Here is a 16,651-nt window from a genome sequence, read left to right as displayed (position 1 = left end):
CACGTTAGCCTGTTCGCATGGGTGAACTACGACTGGAAGAACTGTCCGCGCGAAACATTGTCGCGGCGAACGGCCTGAGCCTGAAGCCGGGGCAGGAGCAGTTCATCGCCCCCGTGTCCTATGCGGTTGCGGCATCCGTCATCAACCCGGCCACCGCCTGGCAGCGCGTCGTCGTGCTCGATGGAGACGTCGTCGGTTTCATCCACGGCAACTTCGACCCGGACTCACCGCACGAGGAATTCCGCGCCTGCATCTGGCGCATCAACGTGGACGCGGAGGCCCAGGGCCAGGGCGTCGGCAAGTTCGCCGCCGATGCCCTGGCCGACGAGGCCCGCAAGCGCGGCTTCGACCACGTCACGGTGATCTGGGAGCCCGGCGAGGAGGGCCCGGAGTCGTTCTTCCACCACCTCGGCTTCAGCGACATCGGCCAGACCGTCTACGGCGAGACCATCGGCGCACTGCAGCTCTGACTGGGATCCGATGACGGATGCCGCCCGCGAACCAGCGTTCGTCACGCACGTTCTCGGCATCGTGGAGTCGATCCCGCCCGGGCGGGTGATGACCTACGGCGACGTCGCGGCCGTGCTCGGCTCGCGCGGCGCCCGCCTGGTCGGGCAGATCATGGCGCGTCACGGCGCCGACCTGCCGTGGTGGCGGGTGATCCGGGCCGGCGGACACCCGCCGATCGGGCACGAGGAGCGCGCCCTCCCCCGCTACCGGGCGGAGGGCACACCGCTGAAGACTGGGCCGCACGGCTACCGCGTCGACTACACGGCGGCGCGCTGGAGTCCCGCCTGACGCTCTCCGGCTGGGTTGCCCGGAAACCCTAGGTTCCGGGCTGTTCCGGGTGCTAGCGTTTTTCCATGGACAGCGAAAACTCAGCCGCACAGACCTCCCTCGATCCCCTCATCACCGACCCGGGCGCCTACCGAGTACTGCTCGAGAACGACCGCGTTCGCGTGCTCGAGTTCCTCGACGCTCCCGGCGACGCGACCAAGCCCCACGCGCATCCCGACAGCGTCATGATCACGCTCAACGCCTACGCCCGGCGCCTGTCGTCGGAGGGCCGCGAGGTCGACGTCGAGCTGCCGGCCGGCGAGACCCGGTGGCTGCCGGCCCAGGAACACGCCGGCCTGAACATCGGCAGCACGCCGTCGCACGCAATCTTCGTCGAGCTCAAGCAGGCTCCCGTGACCCCCCGGGATCCCAGCGAGCACCCGCTCGGGCCGGTGGCCTCCAACCGCCCCCTGTCGGGCACGCCGCTCTCCGACGCCTCCAGCGACGAGGAGAAGGCCTGGGGGTTCGCCTAACCGCTCACGGTTCCCCCGCCCGGCATCGCCCGGCATCCGTCGCCCGCACCCGCGGGGTCCAGGTGCCGGGCTTTTCCGTTCCGGCGCGGCCGGACATCCGTCGTCGCCGAGGCGCACCCTGCGCCGCGAGCCCTGCGCCGCGTGACGCGGATGCGACCCGCGGCTACACCAGCGAGTCGCGCCAGGCGGCGTGCAGCTGCGCGAACCGTCCGGTGCCGGCGATCAGTTGGTCGGGCGTGCCGTCCTCCACGACGCGCCCATGCTCCATCACGAGCACCCGGTCGGCGATCGCCACGGTCGACAGGCGGTGCGCGATGATGACGGCGGTGCGCCCCCCGAGCAGGGTCTGCAGGGCCTGCTGCACCAGGCGTTCGCTCGGGATATCCAGGCTCGAGGTGGCTTCGTCGAGGATCAGCACCGCGGGGTCGGCCAGGAACGCCCGTGCGAACGAGATCAGCTGCCGCTGCCCGGCGGAAACGCGCCCGCCGCGCTTGTTCACGTCGGTGTCGTACCCGTTCGGCAGCCCCGCGATGAAGTCGTGCGCACCCACCGCCTTCGCCGCCGCCACGATCTCGGCGGGCGTCGCCTCCGGTTTGCCGATCGAGATGTTGTCGGCGACCGAGCCGCTGAACAGGTACGCCTCCTGGGTGACCATCACGATCGCCCGGCGCAGGTCCTTGGGGTGCAGGTCGCGCAGGTCGACGCCGTCGAGGGTCACCTGGCCCGTCGAGGGGTCGTAGAAGCGCGCCATCAGCTTGGCCAGGGTGGACTTGCCGGCTCCGGTCGAACCGACCAGGGCGATGGTCTGCCCGGCCGGAATGGCCAGATCGAACCGCGGCAGAATGACCCGGTCGGCCTGATACTCGAACTGCACGCCCTCGAACGAGACCGCCCCCTGCGACGACCAGAGGTCCACCGGCGTCACCGGGTCCGGCACCCCCGGGTGTTCCTCGAGCACCCCGGAGATCTTCTCCAGCGCCGCGGCGGCCGACTGGTAGGAGTTGTAGAACATCGCCATCTCCTCCATCGGGTCGAAGAACCGGCGGGTGTAGAGCAGCGCAGCGAGCAGCGCGCCGATAGCGAGCTGGCCGTCGACGACGCGGAACCCGCCGACCAGCAGCACGACCGCGACGGCCACGTTGCCGATCAGGACGAGACCCGGGTCGAAGATGCCGAACAGCTGGATGACCCGCGAGTTGACCTTCCGGTAGTCCTCGACCAGTTCGCCGAACACCTTCTCGTTGCGCTTCTCCGCCCGGAAGGCCTTGACCGCACGGATGCCGGTCATGGTCTCCACGAACTGCACGATCAGACTCGCCGACGCCGTTCTCGACCGGCGGAAGAGTGCCTGCGAGCGCACCTGGAACCAGCGGGTGAGCAGGGCCAGCGGCACGATCGAGGCCAACAGCACGAGCCCGCTCGTGCCGTCGAGCAGGAACAGGGCGATCGCGGTGAACACCATGTAGAGCAGCCCCTGCACGAGCTGGTTGATGCCGGAGTCCAGCAGCTCCCGGATGGCGTCGAGGTCGCTGGTCTGCCGCGAGATGATGCGACCCGAGGTGTACGACTCGTGGAATTCGAGGCTGAGCCGCTGGGTGTGCAGGAAGACCCGCTTGCGCAGGTCGATCAGCACCGCCTGGCTGATCCGGGCGGACATGATCGTGTACCAGGCGATCAGGATGGCACCGACGACGCCGGTGGCCAGGTACACCACCCCGGTCGCGGCCAGCGGCACCCAGTCCTGTTCCATCAGCGCGGGGAGACCCTGGTCGATCCCGTAGGCGATCAGGGCCGGGCCGGCCACCTGCGCGGCCGTGGAGACGACCACGATCAGCATCGCGGCGACGACCGGGAGGCGCACCGGGTGCAGCAGCGACCCGAGCAGGCGCAGCGAACGGCGCCGGATCTGCTTGCTCTCCACGGCGCTGAAATTGCTGCGGTCTTCCCCCTCGACACCGGTGACGCTCATCGCGCCACCTCCTCTCGTGCGGACTCTCGTCGTTCTTCGTCTTCCAGGCTCGAGATCACGAACTTGTAGTGTTCGCTCTCGCGGAGCAGGTCGGAGTGGCGCCCGACCGCGGTGACGCGCCCGTTCTCGAGCAGCGCAACCCGGTCGGCCAGCATCACGGTCGACGGCCGGTGCGCCACGATCAGCGCCGTGGTCGCGGAGAGCACCTCGCGCAGGGCGGCCTCGACGAGGGACTCGGTGTCCACGTCGAGGGCCGACAGCGGGTCGTCGAGCACCAGCACGGCCGGCTTGGCCGCCACCGCACGCGCCAGCGCGATCCGCTGCCGCTGGCCGCCGGAGAGGCTCATTCCCTCCTCGCCGACGAGCGTGTCGACACCCTCCGGGAGGTCGTGGGCGAAGCCGGCCTGGGCGACCATCAGCGCTTCCTCGAGTGCGGCATCCGCTTCGGGTGAGCGCTCGGCCCACTCGGGGCGGCCGAGCAGCACGTTGTCGCGCACGGATGCCGAGAACAGCGTCGCATCCTCGAAGGCCATCGACAGGTGCCGGCGCAGCTCCTCGCGGCCGAGGTGGCGCACGTCGACACCGTCCAGGGTCACCTGCCCTGCAGTCACGTCGTAGAGGCGGGTGGTCAGCGCCGTCAGGGTGGACTTGCCGGAGCCGGTCAGGCCGACCAGCGCCATGGTCTCCCCCGGTTCGAGCACGAGGTCCACGCCGTCGAGCAGGTCCGGGAAGCGGCTGGGCGAGTCGGGGTAGCGGAAGTGCACGTCCTCAAACGCCAGCCGGCCACGGGGCGAGTCGATGGTGACCGGATGCTCGGGGTCGGTGATCGCGTTCGGCGCGTCGAGCACGTCGAAGAACCGGTCGGTCGCCGTGCGGGCGTCGAAGGTCATCGAGAGCAGGAACCCGACCGACTCGATCGGCCAGCGCAGCACGGTGGCCGTCGCGAAGAAGGCCACGAGCCCACCCACGCTGAACTCGCCCTGGCTGGCCAACCAGACGCCGGCCACGAGGCAGAGGGCGAAGGCCACGTCCGGGATCATCAGCAGCCACAGCCAGATGCCGGCGATGGCGCGCGCCTTTTCGATCTCGGTGCCGCGCAGGCTCTCGGCCTGGTCGGCGAAGTTCTTCAACGCGAATTTGCCGCGCCCGAAGGCCTTGAGCACTCGGATGCCGTGCACCGACTCCTCGACCGCCGTCGCAAGGTCGCCGGCCTGATCCTGGCTGCGCCGCGCGACGACGGAGTACTTCTCCTCGAACAGGTAGCCGACGATCCACAGCGGAACGGAGCAGACGAGGAAGATGAGGCCGAGGATCCAGTTCATCGACACCAGGATGACGGCGCCGATCACGATGGTCACCACGTTGACGATGAGCAGCACCAGCCCGAACGAGATCCACCGGCGAATCAGGTTGAGGTCGCTGACGGCGCGGGAGAGCAGCTGGCCGCTCGGCCACTTGTCGTGGAACGTGACCGGGAGGTCCTGCAGCCGGGCGTAGAGCGCGTTGCGCATCCGGGCCTCGATGTGGGTGCCGGGGCCGAGCACGAACCAGCGACGCAGCGCGATCAGCACCGCCTCGATCACGCCGAGAGCGAGCACGACGATCACGGCCGGCCAGATCTGCTCGGCATCCTGCCGGGTCAGCGCCCCGTCGACGAGGCGTTGGAGCACCTGCGGGATGGCGAGCGCGACGAGCGCCGCCAGCAGGGCGGCGAGCATGCCGAGCGCGAGCCGCGGCAGGGCCGGCCGGGCGAACGGGTAGAGGCGCAGCAGCACCTGGAGTGTGTTCCGCCGAGGTGCGGGAACCAGGTCGGTTCCCGCGGCGGGGTCGGGATCGGGCGGATGGCTGTGGTCGCTGAGCGTGGTCACGAGTGAGTCCTGAACAGTCTGTTTCCGGGCAACGGCGCCACGGGGCGCCGGGAAGCCGATAACGAACGAGTCGGTCGGCGGGGTGGAAGCTCTCGCTTCCGGTGGGCAGCGGTGCTGCCGGCCTGCGGTCGGCGGGGCGCTGGTTTCAACGGCCAGGCGTCAGGCGCGAGGCGGGGCGAGTGTGCGCGGGAAGGACGCTAGGCGGAACGCCTGAACGGGATGGCTGCGCCAAGGCGGGCGCCGTCGTTCGCAGGCTTTGCGATCGGGTGCGGTGCTGTCTTGGTCATGTCGGCCTCCTGAGCGCGTCGTGTCTGAGCTGTGCCCCCCCTGTTCAGGCAGCCTTTCAGGATACGGCTCCGGAGCCGTGGGCGCAACCGCAAAATTGCGGACATAACACCCTCGCCGCGCAATCAAGGGTGTTTTGTCCGCATCTCGCGGGGGTGGTGGGGGTGTCAGCGCACCCGCACGCTCAGGCAGGTGACGCAGCCCTCGAGCTTCTCGAACTCGGAGATGTCGACGGTGATCACCTGGTAGCCGAGACCCGCGAACAGCGCGGCCGAGCGCGGCGCCGCGCTCGACATCAGCACGGTCCCGGGGTCGAGCACGACGACCGCGGTACCCTCCGGCTCGGGCACCGGCAGGAAGCGCGGGAACACGCTGGGGTCGTCGATCAGCGGCCGGTAGCCGATCACGGTGCCGTCGGGCAGGGCCGTGACGGCGGTCTTGAGGTGCAGCACCTTCGTGATCGGCACGGCGACGACCGTGTAACCGCGGGGTTCGAGGATGGCGCGCAACTGACGGATGCCCTCCGCGTTCGTGCGGAGACTCCGGCCCACGTAGACCGTGCGGCCGACCTTGAGCACATCGCCGCCGTCGAGGGTTCCCGGCAGTTCGAGGCGGTACACGGTGAGGCCCAGGGCCCGCACGGCGGCCTCGGCGGCCTCGGTCTCGCCGCGGCGGCTGAGGGCGCCGGGCTTGGCCACGACGGCCAGGTCGCCGAAGAGGATGACGGCGTCCTCGATGAAGACGGAGTCGGGCAGGTCGGGGGCCGGCTCGACTTCGACCGTGTCCCACCCCGCGGCGGCCAGCGCCGCCACATAGCCCAGCCACTGCTCGTCGGCGCGCGCCAGGTCGATCGGGCTGCGCTCGATATGCGTCAACTGTCCCTCGGCCAGGTTCCGAGCCGGTCGGCGCACCAGCGCGCGCCGCCCCGCGGCATCGGATGCCGGCGCGGAAACGGATGCGGCGGGCAAGGTCTCGGAGTCGGCAGTTTCCATCCCGCCAGTGTAGGGCTCTCCCCCGATCGCCCTCCTGTTGCCGTTCCGGACGAGAGTGTCCATTCCGCCGGTCACTCTCGACCGGAATCGGCACTCTCACGGGCACCGGGATCTGTCGGTCGGCTCGGCGCAGCACGCGCGCGCCGTGACCATCGGCCGGTCAGCGCTCCTCGGCCGACCCCTTCTGCACGGGGATGGTCGCGGTGAACTCGGCCGCCCGCGCCTTGGCGTTCTCGTCGCCGGAGAACAGCCCGATGGGCGCGGTGACGGGGTGCGCCGGCTCGGTGCGGGCGGGCGCCTTCGAGCGCGCGGACTCCCGTCGCAGCTCCATCCGGCCCACCGGCAGCGCCTCCGGGTTATGGGTGTTGAGCCAGTCGATCAGGTTTTCACGCACGAGGCAGCGGAGGTCGAACAGGGTGGGAGCGTCGGCGGCGGAGACCAGCACGCGCACGCGCACGAAGCCGCCCACGGCATCCGTCACCTGGAGCACGACCACGCGTTCGTCCCAGAGCTCGGTCTGTGCGACGATGCGGTCGAGTTCCACGCGCATGCCGGCCGGGTCGACACGCCAGTCGAGGTCGAATTCGACCGCGCCGAGCAGTTCGCTGTTGTGGCGGGTCCAGTTCTGGAACGGGTTGGTCGTGAAGTAGGTCGACGGCAGCACCATGCGCCGGTCGTCCCAGATGTGTACGACCACATAGGTGAGGGTGATCTCCTCGATCTTGCCCCACTCGGTCTCGACGATGACGACGTCGTCGACGCGCAGGGCGTTGTTGAAGGCCAGTTGGATGCCGGCGAACACGTTCGCGAGCGTGGACTGCGCGGCCAGGCCGGCCACGACGCTGAGCAGGCCGGCGGAGGCGAACAGGCTCGCACCCAGGGTCGCCGCGCCGGGGATGCTGAGCAGCACGGCGCCGATCGCGCAGATGATGATCACCACGACGCCGATGCGGCGCAGCATCCGCAGCTGGGTACGCACGCGCCGGGCAACTCGGTTGTCGCGCACGTCGATGCGGTAGCGGGCGGCGGCGACCTCCTCGAAGAAGTAGAGCAGCGCACAGACCAGCCAGGTGGCCGCGCCGATGAAGAGGGCCCGGAAGATGAAGTCGACCAGGCGCTCGATCTCCTCGGACGTCTGCAGGAACAGCGTGTTCACCGTCCAAATCGCGCCCACGAGCAGCGTCAGCCGGAACGGCACCCTGACCAGGCCGACGAGCGTGCGGGCCCAGGCCTCCTTACGGCCGACCACCCGGAAGACCAGGGCGATGATCGCCGTGACGGCCACGGCGGCCACGACCGCGACCGCAAGGGCGATCAGGTAGTCGGTCTGGATGAATCCCTCGAAATCGGGCACGGCGCTCCTTCTGGCCGGGACGGTTCTGGCGAAGCCACGGACCCTTCAATCGTGCCAGAGTCCGTGGCGAATTCAGGAGAAAACGGATGCCGCATGGCTACCGCCCCGGAATTCCGCGGCGGGCGACCAACGGCATCCGCAGATCTCCTGAGTTAGCCACAGGGGCACAGGGCAAGGCACAGGGGCACAGGGGCACAGGGCAAGGCACAGGGGCACAGGGCACCGGGGCGCCTAGTGGAAGAAGTGGCGCTCTCCGGTGAAGTACATGCTGACGCCGGCATCCGCGGCCGCCTGGATGACCTCGGCGTCGCGTACCGAGCCGCCGGGCTGCACGACCGCCGTCACGCCCGCCTCAAGCAGCACCTGCAGGCCGTCCGCGAACGGGAAGAACGCGTCCGAGGCCGCGACCGAGCCGGCTGCACGGTCGCCGGCGCGCAGCACGGCGAGGTGGCAGGAGTCGACCCGGTTGACCTGGCCCATACCCACGCCGACGGATGCCCCGCCGCGCGCCAGCAGGATGGCGTTCGACTTCACGGAGCGGCAGGCCTTCCACGCGAACTCGAGGTCCGCCCGGGTGGCCGCGTCGACCTCGTCGCCGGCCGCGAGGGTCCAGATCGACGAGTCGAGGTTGTCGAACGTGTCGGACTCCTGCACCAGCAGGCCGCCCGAGATCTGGCGCAGCTCGAGCGAGGAGCGGTGGTAGTCGGCCGGCAGTTCCAGCAGGCGGATGTTCTTCTTGGCGCTGAGCAGCTCGAACGCGGCCGGCTCGAAGCCCGGGGCGACGAGCACCTCGGTGAAGATCTGGCTGACGGTCTCGGCCATGCCGAGGGTGACCGTGCGGTTGGCCGCGATGACGCCGCCGAACGCCGAGATCGGGTCGCAGTCGTGCGCGCGGTGGTGCGCGGAGGCGATCGCGTCGGGCGCCTTGGGGTTGGCGACGGCGATGCCGCACGGGTTGGCGTGCTTGATGATGGCCACGGCCGGTTCGGCGAAGTCGAAGGCGGCGCGCACGGCGGCATCCGCGTCGACGTAGTTGTTGTACGACATCTCCTTACCGTGGCGCTGCACGGCCTGCGCGATGCCCTGGCCGCCTTCGCCCAGGTAGAGCGCCGCGGCCTGGTGCGAGTTCTCGCCGTAGCGGAGCACCGCGCTGCGGGTGGCCTCGATGACGAGAGTCTCGGGGAACGGCATCTCGTCGGAGAGGGCATCGCCGATCACGGCGTCGAACTCCTCGAGAATGTCCTCGTCCAGGGCCGCAGCATCGTCCTGCCACTGGTCGTAGACGTTCTCGGTGAACCAGGCCGAGACGCTCAGGTCGTAGCCGGCGGTGTGCTCGAAGGCGAGCGAGGCCAGCTTCTGGCGCAGCTTCAGCGGGGTGCCGCCGGCCTCGACGGCGGCGATGATCTCGTCGTAGTTGTCGGGGTCGACCACGATGGCGACGTTGGCGTGGTTCTTGGCTGCGGCACGCACGAGAGCCGGTCCGCCGATGTCGATCTGCTCGATCACGTCGGCCGGGGCCGCGCCCGACAGGGCGGTCTCGACGAACGGGTACAGGTTCACGACGACGAGCTGGAACGCGTCGATGCCGAGTTCGGCGAGCTGGGCCTCGTGGGCCTCGAGGCGCAGGTCGGCGAGGATGCCGGCGTGCACTCCCGGGTGCAGGGTCTTGACCCGGCCGTCGAGGGATTCGGGGAAGCCGGTGACGGTGGAGACATCCGTCACGTCGTGGCCGGCGGCGCGGATGGTGGCCGCGGTCGAGCCGGTCGACACGATTTCGACGCCGGTCACCGCGAGGGCGGCGGCCAATTCGACCAGACCGGTCTTGTCGCTCACCGAGATGAGGGCACGCCGCACGGGCACGACGTCGCGGTGGCGGTACAGACTCTGGGCGTTGGTGGGACCGCTCATATGTGGGGATGCTCCTTGAGATCGACGTGTCCGTTGGCGATATCGAGCACAGCCTGCACCAGCAGGCGACGCTCGACGATTTTGATGCGGTCGTGCAGGGATGCCTGGGTGTCATCCGGCAGCACCGGCACTCGTTCCTGCGCGATGATCGGTCCGTCGTCGACACCGGTGTCGACCACGATCAGGCTCGCACCGGTTTCGTCGACCCCGGCGGCGAGGGCATCACGCACCCCATGCGCCCCGGGGAATTCGGGCAGGTAGGCCGGATGCGTGTTGAGCAGGTTCGGGGCCAACGCGGCCACGACGCGGGGCGGCAGCAGGCGCATGAAGCCGCTGAGCACGACGAGGTCGGCGTCCCACTGCTGGATCTGCGCGAGGAGCTCGTCGCCCCACGCCTCCCGGGACGGATGCGACGTGAACGGCACCGTGAACGTGCTGATGCCGTATTCCTCGCCGAGCTCGAGCCCGTCGGCGTCGCGGTCGGCGCCGATGGCCACCACGCGGGCCGGGTAGTCAGCATCCCGGCAGGCCTCGAGCAGGGAGCGAAGGTTGGATCCCCCGCCGGAGATCAATACGACCAAGTTCAGCACGGGAGAAGCCTACCGGCGTGGGAGCAGGTCGCGCAGCCGGCCGAGGAGACGTCCGGCACCGTTCGCCCCGCTGCGCACGGCACGCGACACCGCTCCCGGCGTCGTGCCGGTTGTCCTGCTGGGCGTCGCGCTGGGCGTCGCACCGCTCGCGCCGGTGCGCCCGGAGCCGTTGGCGCGCACGGGAGGCGCGGGAGTCAGAAGGCCGAGGCAGGCGGCGAAGCCGACCAGGGCGGCGGCCAGCGCACCGACCAGCAGCGGGTTCGGGCCGACCTGAACGAGGCGGCCCGGGCCGACAGCTCCGCCAGACCACCAGGCCAGCAGCCCGAGCAGCACGCCAGCGACGACTCCGGTGCCGAGGCCGGTGAGCAGGCGTTCGGTGATCGAGGGCGGAGGGACATCCGCTGCCGCCCGCTGCCTCAGGACGACGGTGACGAGGAAGCCGACCAGCAGCGGCACGAGCAGACCGACGAACCCATACGCCAGGCTGCCCTGCGGGAGCACCCCGAGGATCGGTAGACCCGGAACGGTGCCGAGCGAGGTTCCGACCGGGGACACACTGGTGCCCACGCCCACCGCGATGCCGGGGCCGACGAACCAGGACGCGGCCCAGATGACCAGGTTCGGGATCAACGCCAGTTGCAGCAGGGTGAGCGCGATGCCACCCAGAACACCGGCCTGCACGGTCTCGTAGAGCCCGATGATGGTGGCGTAGTGGGTCAGGATCAACACGAACACGGCGATCCCGGCGACGCAGAGGATGCCGGCGGCCGCGGCTGTTCCGCTGCGCACAGCCGCGGAGACGGCCGGGCGCACCGCGATCGGGAGCAGCGCGGCTGCGGTGCTGTCGGTGCTGTTGCTGGTGCTGGTGCTGGTGCTGGTGCTGTTGCTGTTGCTGTTGCTGTTGCTGTTCTTTCCCGGAAGGCGGCCGGACAGGCCGGGGATACGGCCGAGCAGCCGGCCCAGCTGACCCTGACCCGCGCCGATCAGAACCCCGGCCGCGAAGATCAGCGGCGGCAGAAGCAGACCCTGCGCGGCCACGGGGCGCACGGCATCCGTGCCTGCCGACAGCACGAGCAGGGCGGTCAGGAGCGCGTAGCTGACGGTGGCGCCTGTCACCCCGATCCAGCGATGGGGTGTTTCCGCCGCGCGGTGGCCGGTGCGAAGGCCGAAGAGCACGGACATCAACGCGAAGCCCAGCAGCGCGATCGTGATCGGGAACGGGGCGTCCGAGCCGGGAAGGTTCAGGGCCGCGACGAGGGTCGGGTCCAACTGCACGATCAGGTCGACCCCATTGCCGACGAGCCAGACGTCGACCGCGGCACGCCAGAAGACGAGCCAGTTGACGTCCAGGCCGAACTGCGTTGCCCACAGGACCGTGAGCGGAACCAGTGCGATGCCGATCCCGATGGCTACGACAATGAGCGCGTCGAGCGCGGCAAGCAGAGCGGTGGTTATGCGTTTCATCCGATCGGAGCCTACCGTTTCCCGCACCCTCGCTCCCCGGCCCCCGCCGCACACTGACGAATTCGACGGAGATTTTGCTTGGGTCCAGGCTAAAACGGGCGTATCGGGCGGTTGAGAGCAGAATCTCCGTCGAATTCGTTCGGGCACGGATGCCGGCAGCCGGCAACGCACAAGGGCCCGCCTGATGAGGCGGGCCCTTTCGTTCGGTGCCAGTGGCCTCGCTGATCAGCGGCACCACCGTGCAGCGGAGCCGGTTGCAGCGGTGCCGGTTACAGCGCCGCGAGAACCTCGCGCAGCAGGGTGGCGGTCTCGCTCGGCGTCTTGCCGACTTTGACCCCGGCGGCCTCGAGGGCCTCCTTCTTGCCCTGGGCGGTTCCGGCTCCGTTGGAGACGATAGCGCCGGCGTGGCCCATGGTCTTGCCCTCAGGGGCGGTGAAGCCGGCGACGTAGCCGATGACGGGCTTGGTGACGTGGGCCTTGATGTACTCGGCCGCCTTCTCCTCGGCGTCGCCGCCGATCTCGCCGATCATGACGATGGCGAGCGTCTCGGGGTCAGCCTCGAACGCCTCGAGCGCGTCGATGTGCGTGGTGCCGATGATGGGGTCGCCGCCGATGCCGATGGCGGTGGAGAAGCCGAGGTCGCGCAGTTCGTACATCATCTGGTAGGTCAGGGTGCCCGACTTGGAGACGAGGCCGACCGGGCCCTTGCCGGTGATGTTCGCCGGCGTGATGCCTACGAGCGCCTCACCGGGGGTGATGATGCCGGGGCAGTTCGGACCGATGATGCGGGTCTTGTTGCCCTTGGCGATGTTGTAGGCCCAGAACTCGGCCGAGTCCTGCACCGGCACGCCCTCGGTGATGATAACGAGCAGCGGGATGCCGGCGTCGATGGCTTCAATGACGGCGTCCTTGGTGAAGGCCGGCGGCACGAAGGCGATCGAGACATCCGCCCCGGTCTTTTCCATGGCCTCGGCGACCGTGCCGAAGACGGGCAGTTCCGCGTCGCCGTGCAGCACCGTGGTGCCGGCCTTGCGCGCGTTCACGCCACCGACAACCTGGGTGCCGGCCTTGAGCATGAGGGCGGTGTGCTTGGTGCCCTCACCGCCGGTGATGCCCTGCACGATGACCTTGGAGTCCTTGTTGAGGAAGATTGACATGTTCGAAAATCCCTTACTTCGCGGCGTGGGCGAGTTCGGCGGCCTTGGCGGCGCCCTCGTCCATGGTGGCGGCCAGTGTGACGAGCGGGTGGTTGGCCTCGGCGAGAATACGACGGCCTTCCTCGACGTTGTTGCCGTCGAGGCGCACAACGAGCGGCTTGTTCGCTGCGCTGCCGAGTTCGGCGAGCGCACCCACAATGCCCCTGGCGACAGCGTCACAGGCGGTGATGCCGCCGAAGACGTTGACGAACACGGCCTTGACCTGCGGGTCACCGAGGATGACGTCCAGGCCGGCGGCCATGACCTCGGCGGATGCTCCGCCCCCGATGTCGAGGAAGTTGGCCGGCTTGACGCCGCCGTGGTTCTCGCCGGCGTAGGCGACGACGTCCAGGGTACTCATGACGAGTCCGGCACCGTTGCCGATGATGCCCACTTCGCCGTCGAGCTTGACGTAGTTCAGGTCGTTCGCCTTGGCCTTCGCCTCGAGCGGGTCGGCGGCGGCGGCGTCCTCGAGGAGGGCATGCTTCGGGTGGCGGAAGCCGGCGTTCTCGTCGATCGTGACCTTGCCGTCGAGGGCGATGACGTCGCCCTCTTCGGTCAGCACGAGCGGGTTGACCTCGACCAGGGTCGCGTCCTCACCCGTGAACACGTTGTAAAGCTGCACGAAGACGGGGGCGACCTTGTCGACGAGGTCGGCCGGGAACTTCGCGGCGACCGCGATCTGACGGGCCGTGTCCAGATCGATCCCGGCAATCGGGTCGATGGCCGTGTAGGCGAGCGCTTCGGGCTTCTCAACAGCGAGAATCTCGATCTCTACGCCACCTTCGTAGCTCGCGAGCGAGAGGTAGGAGCGGTTGGTGCGGTCCAGCAGCACGGAAAAGTAGAATTCCTGAGCGATGCGGGCTCCACCGGCAACCATGACCCGGTTGACGGTGTGGCCCTTGATGTCGAGTCCGAGGATGGCACGCCCGGCGGCTTCAGCGTCGTCCGGGGTCTTCGCCACCTTCACGCCGCCAGCCTTGCCGCGTCCGCCGACCTTGACCTGGGCCTTGACAACGACAACGCCGCCCAGCTTCTCGGCCGCAGCACGCACCTCCTCCGGAGTGTCCGCGATGATGCCCGGAAGAACCGGAACTCCATACTGTTCAAACAGGTCTCGTGCCTGATATTCGTAAAGATCCACGCTGCTCTTCCAATCCGCTTCGTAGCGTTCCTGCAAGGTCTTGAGGGGCAAGGGGCACGGATGCCCGCGCCGCAGATAGCTCGACATCAAGACATAAGTACCATGTGAAACTCTATCGGTCCCCACCGGCATCGCGAACACGTCGGCATCGCACACACGTCGGCGCCGAGCACACGCCGGCGCCGCGCGTGACGCCATCGGGTCCGGCTGGCGCGCCGCGCATCCGACTGCTTGGATTCAGTCATGACTGAACCCGAGCACGGCGTCGATCCCCATTCCGCCGACCACGCCTCGCGCCTGAACTGGCTGCGGGCCGGAGTGCTCGGAGCCAATGACGGCATCGTGTCGGTGGCGGCCCTGGTGGTCGGCGTCGCGGCGGCGACGACGGATGCCTCGGCGATCCTGATCGCGGGTGTCGCGGCCCTGCTCGCCGGGGCGATCTCGATGGCCCTGGGCGAGTACGTCTCGGTGAGCAGCCAGCGCGACACCGAGCGCGCCCTGATCGCCAAGGAGACCTGGGAACTCGAGACCATGCCCGAGCAGGAGCTCGCCGAACTGGCCGGCCTCTACGAGGCGAAGGGGCTCACCGCGCAGACGGCGAACCAGGTGGCGCTCGAGCTGACCGCGCACGACGCCCTCGGAGCGCACTTGGAGGTGGAACTGCACATCGGCACCGATGAGTTGTCGAACCCGTGGCACGCCGCCTTCGCCTCCGCGATCGCCTTCACGGTCGGCGCGATCCTGCCGCTCCTGGCGGTGCTGCTGCCGCCGCCGGAGTGGCGACTGCCGGCCACCTTCCTCGCCGTCGCGATCGCCCTGGTCATCACCGGCTGGCTGAGCTCCTACCTCGGCGGCAGCCCGAAGGCCCGCGCGATTTCCCGGGTACTGATCGGCGGCCTGCTCGCGCTCGGCGTCACCTGGGCGATCGGTTCCCTGATCGGCACCGCGGTCTGAGCCTGCGGTCCCAGCCCGCGGTCCCAGCCCGCGTTCCCCGCCCGCAGTCCCGCCCTGCGGTCCCAGCCCGCGTTCCCCGCCCGCAGTCCCGCCCTGCGGTCCCAGCCCGCGTTCCCCGCCCGCAGTCCCGCCCTGCGGTCCCAGCCCGCGTTCCCCGCCCGCAGTCCCGCCCTGCGGTCCCAGCCCGCGTTCCCCGCCCGCAGTCCCGCCCTGCGGTCCCAGCCCGCGTTCCCCGCCCGCAGTCCCGCCCTGCGGTCCCAGCCCGCGTTCCCCGCCCGCAGTCCCGCCCTGCGGTCCCAGCCCGCGTTCCCCGCCCGCAGTCCCGCCCTGCGGTCCCAGCCCGCGTTCCCCGCCCGCAGTCCCGCCCTGCGGTCCCAGCCCGCGTTCCCCGCCCGCAGTCCCGCCCTGCGGTCCCAGCCCGCGTTCCCCGCCCGCAGTCCCGCCCTGCGGTCCCAGCCCGCGTTCCCCGCCCGCAGTCCCGCCCTGCGGTCCCAGCCCGCGTTCCCCGCCCGCAGTCCCGCCCTGCGGTCCCAGCCCGCGTTCCCCGCCCGCAGTCCCGCCCTGCGGTCCCAGCCCGCGTTCCCCGCCCGCAGTCCCGCCCTGCGGTCCCAGCCCGCGGTCCCAGCCCGCGGTCCCAGCCCGCAGTCCCGCCCTGCGGTCCCAGCCCGCGTTCCCGGCCTGCGGTCCCAGCGCCGCGACCTCAGCCGCCGGGCCGCCGTGCGACCGGTGACACGTAGGCTGGAATCATGGCAATCCAGCAGAACAGTCGGTCCGGTCTCCTCCTCGCGGCAGTGCTCGATGCCGCCCTGGTGCTGATCTTCGTGCTGATCGGCCGGGCCAGCCACGGCGAGGGGCTCCTCGGCACCTTGCTCACCGGGCTGCCGTTCCTCGGCGGCCTCCTCGTGGGCTGGCTCGTCATGCGCGCCTGGCGCAGCCCGCAGAAAATCGCCTGGACGGGCACCGGCATCTGGCTCTTCTCCGTCGGCGTCGGGATGCTGCTGCGCACCGTGACCGGGCAGGGCACGGAGTTCAGCTTCGTCGTCGTCACGACCGTCGTGCTCGGGGTGTTCCTGCTCGGCTGGCGCGGGATCGCCGTGCTCCTCCGCCGCGGGCAGGCGCGCACCCACGCCGTCGCGTAGCCACGCCAGCACCAGCACCAGCACCAGCACCAGCACCAGCACCAGCATGCGCCTGTCGTGTCCGGGGTTCGCAAGCGCCTCCGTCCCGAACGAATTCGACGGAGATTTTGGCTAAAACAGCCCTGAACACGCCGAAATTGACGATTTTCACGAGAATCTCCGTCGAATTGGTACAACGCCGGGCCCGGTGCTCCGCCCGAGATGAACCGCCTCGGCTATTCCCGAGGCTCGGGCTCGACGGGCTCCTCGGCTTCGCGGTCCTCGTCCTCATCACCCTGTTTGACCGCACGCTGATCGGCGTCGGCCATCCACTCCGGGTCTTCTTCCTCGATGATCGGCGCCTCCTCTTCGAGGGTCAGTTCGATGTCATCGATCGCGCGATTCTCGTCGAGTCCGTCGCTCGCGGCATCCGCTCGACGCGGCCAGAGTCCGTTCGGGTCGCTCGCCATGATGGCACCTCCAGTTCGATGGGAGCCGC

Annotated in this window: 15 protein-coding genes; 5 read left to right on the top strand and 10 right to left on the bottom strand. The window is 69.7% G+C overall.

Going from position 1 to position 16,651, the window contains the following annotated elements; all coding sequences use genetic code 11:
• Positions 1-17: 17 nt before the first annotated feature.
• From E3T28_RS04080 to E3T28_RS04070, 3 genes are all read left to right on the top strand, one after another.
• Entirely contained in the window at positions 18-470 is a 453-nt protein-coding gene (locus E3T28_RS04080; protein ID WP_134428204.1) for a GNAT family N-acetyltransferase, read from the top strand.
• Between the two features lie 10 nt (positions 471-480).
• Positions 481-798 carry an MGMT family protein gene (locus E3T28_RS04075; RefSeq protein WP_134428202.1) on the top strand — a complete coding sequence of 106 codons (318 nt, stop codon included), beginning with the start codon at positions 481-483 and terminating at the stop codon, positions 796-798.
• A gap of 65 nt (positions 799-863) precedes the next feature.
• The gene (locus tag E3T28_RS04070) at positions 864-1,310 is read left to right on the top strand and encodes a cupin domain-containing protein (RefSeq protein WP_198417150.1); all 447 of its coding nucleotides are present in this window, start codon (positions 864-866) and stop codon (positions 1,308-1,310) included.
• Positions 1,311-1,473: 163 nt separating this feature from the next.
• Here the strand turns inward: E3T28_RS04070 and E3T28_RS04065 are convergent, their stop codons facing one another.
• From E3T28_RS04065 to sucC, 9 genes are all read right to left on the bottom strand, one after another.
• A complete protein-coding gene (locus E3T28_RS04065) occupies positions 1,474-3,279 on the bottom strand; it encodes an ABC transporter ATP-binding protein (RefSeq protein WP_134428200.1) in 1,806 nt (601 codons plus the stop codon).
• Positions 3,276-4,997: an ABC transporter ATP-binding protein gene (locus E3T28_RS04060; protein ID WP_134428378.1), complete on the bottom strand. Its 1,722-nt coding sequence runs from the start codon at positions 4,995-4,997 to the stop codon at positions 3,276-3,278. The genes E3T28_RS04065 and E3T28_RS04060 overlap by 4 nt, the downstream gene beginning before the upstream one ends.
• Before the next feature lie 602 nt (positions 4,998-5,599).
• Positions 5,600-6,424 (bottom strand): dimethylargininase, encoded by an 825-nt coding sequence (gene ddaH / locus E3T28_RS04055; RefSeq protein ID WP_174776802.1) that lies wholly within the window; start codon positions 6,422-6,424, stop codon positions 5,600-5,602.
• Positions 6,425-6,584: 160 nt separating this feature from the next.
• Positions 6,585-7,778 carry a mechanosensitive ion channel family protein gene (locus E3T28_RS04050; protein ID WP_241979154.1) on the bottom strand — a complete coding sequence of 398 codons (1,194 nt, stop codon included), beginning with the start codon at positions 7,776-7,778 and terminating at the stop codon, positions 6,585-6,587.
• A gap of 231 nt (positions 7,779-8,009) precedes the next feature.
• A complete protein-coding gene (gene purH, locus E3T28_RS04045; RefSeq protein WP_134428196.1) occupies positions 8,010-9,686 on the bottom strand; it encodes a bifunctional phosphoribosylaminoimidazolecarboxamide formyltransferase/IMP cyclohydrolase in 1,677 nt (558 codons plus the stop codon).
• Positions 9,683-10,276 (bottom strand): phosphoribosylglycinamide formyltransferase, encoded by a 594-nt coding sequence (gene purN, locus E3T28_RS04040; protein ID WP_134428194.1) that lies wholly within the window; start codon positions 10,274-10,276, stop codon positions 9,683-9,685. The genes purH and purN overlap by 4 nt, the downstream gene beginning before the upstream one ends.
• Before the next feature lie 9 nt (positions 10,277-10,285).
• The gene (locus tag E3T28_RS04035) at positions 10,286-11,740 is read right to left on the bottom strand and encodes a cell division protein PerM (protein ID WP_174843994.1); all 1,455 of its coding nucleotides are present in this window, start codon (positions 11,738-11,740) and stop codon (positions 10,286-10,288) included.
• Positions 11,741-12,009: 269 nt separating this feature from the next.
• Entirely contained in the window at positions 12,010-12,897 is an 888-nt protein-coding gene (gene sucD, locus E3T28_RS04030; protein ID WP_134428192.1) for a succinate--CoA ligase subunit alpha, read from the bottom strand.
• 13 nt (positions 12,898-12,910) lie between these two features.
• A complete protein-coding gene (gene sucC / locus E3T28_RS04025) occupies positions 12,911-14,080 on the bottom strand; it encodes an ADP-forming succinate--CoA ligase subunit beta (protein WP_134428190.1) in 1,170 nt (389 codons plus the stop codon).
• Positions 14,081-14,323: 243 nt separating this feature from the next.
• On the opposite strand from sucC, the gene E3T28_RS04020 reads away from it, so the two are divergent.
• Positions 14,324-15,034, top strand: a complete 711-nt coding sequence (locus E3T28_RS04020; RefSeq protein ID WP_134428188.1) for a VIT1/CCC1 transporter family protein — start codon at positions 14,324-14,326, stop codon at positions 15,032-15,034.
• 746 nt (positions 15,035-15,780) lie between these two features.
• Positions 15,781-16,173 (top strand): DUF3054 domain-containing protein, encoded by a 393-nt coding sequence (locus tag E3T28_RS04015; protein WP_134428186.1) that lies wholly within the window; start codon positions 15,781-15,783, stop codon positions 16,171-16,173.
• 215 nt (positions 16,174-16,388) lie between these two features.
• Here E3T28_RS04015 and E3T28_RS04010 read toward each other — a convergent pair whose 3' ends face one another.
• On the bottom strand, positions 16,389-16,622 hold the full coding sequence (locus E3T28_RS04010; RefSeq protein WP_134428184.1) for a hypothetical protein: 234 nt from the start codon (positions 16,620-16,622) through the stop codon (positions 16,389-16,391).
• Positions 16,623-16,651: the final 29 nt, after the last annotated feature.

This window comes from Cryobacterium sinapicolor, from assembly GCF_004403465.1.
In the GTDB taxonomy this organism is placed as follows: Bacteria; Actinomycetota; Actinomycetes; order Actinomycetales; family Microbacteriaceae; genus Cryobacterium; species Cryobacterium sinapicolor.
This window is presented reverse-complemented; position numbering and strand designations above follow the sequence as displayed.

Bases quoted from the DNA above. Each gene is read 5' to 3' on its own strand.
- E3T28_RS04080 (WP_134428204.1), top strand. From the start codon at position 18: ATGGGTGAACTACGACTGGAAGAACTGTCCGCGCGAAACATTGTCGCG.
- E3T28_RS04075 (WP_134428202.1), top strand. From the start codon at position 481: ATGACGGATGCCGCCCGCGAACCAGCGTTCGTCACGCACGTTCTCGGC.
- E3T28_RS04070 (WP_198417150.1), top strand. From the start codon at position 864: ATGGACAGCGAAAACTCAGCCGCACAGACCTCCCTCGATCCCCTCATC.
- E3T28_RS04065 (WP_134428200.1), bottom strand. From the start codon at position 3,279: ATGAGCGTCACCGGTGTCGAGGGGGAAGACCGCAGCAATTTCAGCGCC.
- E3T28_RS04060 (WP_134428378.1), bottom strand. From the start codon at position 4,997: ATGCTCGCCGCCCTGCTGGCGGCGCTCGTCGCGCTCGCCATCCCGCAG.
- ddaH (WP_174776802.1), bottom strand. From the start codon at position 6,424: ATGGAAACTGCCGACTCCGAGACCTTGCCCGCCGCATCCGTTTCCGCG.
- purH (WP_134428196.1), bottom strand. From the start codon at position 9,686: ATGAGCGGTCCCACCAACGCCCAGAGTCTGTACCGCCACCGCGACGTC.
- E3T28_RS04035 (WP_174843994.1), bottom strand. From the start codon at position 11,740: ATGAAACGCATAACCACCGCTCTGCTTGCCGCGCTCGACGCGCTCATT.
- sucD (WP_134428192.1), bottom strand. From the start codon at position 12,897: ATGTCAATCTTCCTCAACAAGGACTCCAAGGTCATCGTGCAGGGCATC.
- E3T28_RS04020 (WP_134428188.1), top strand. From the start codon at position 14,324: ATGACTGAACCCGAGCACGGCGTCGATCCCCATTCCGCCGACCACGCC.
- E3T28_RS04015 (WP_134428186.1), top strand. From the start codon at position 15,781: ATGGCAATCCAGCAGAACAGTCGGTCCGGTCTCCTCCTCGCGGCAGTG.
- E3T28_RS04010 (WP_134428184.1), bottom strand. From the start codon at position 16,622: ATGGCGAGCGACCCGAACGGACTCTGGCCGCGTCGAGCGGATGCCGCG.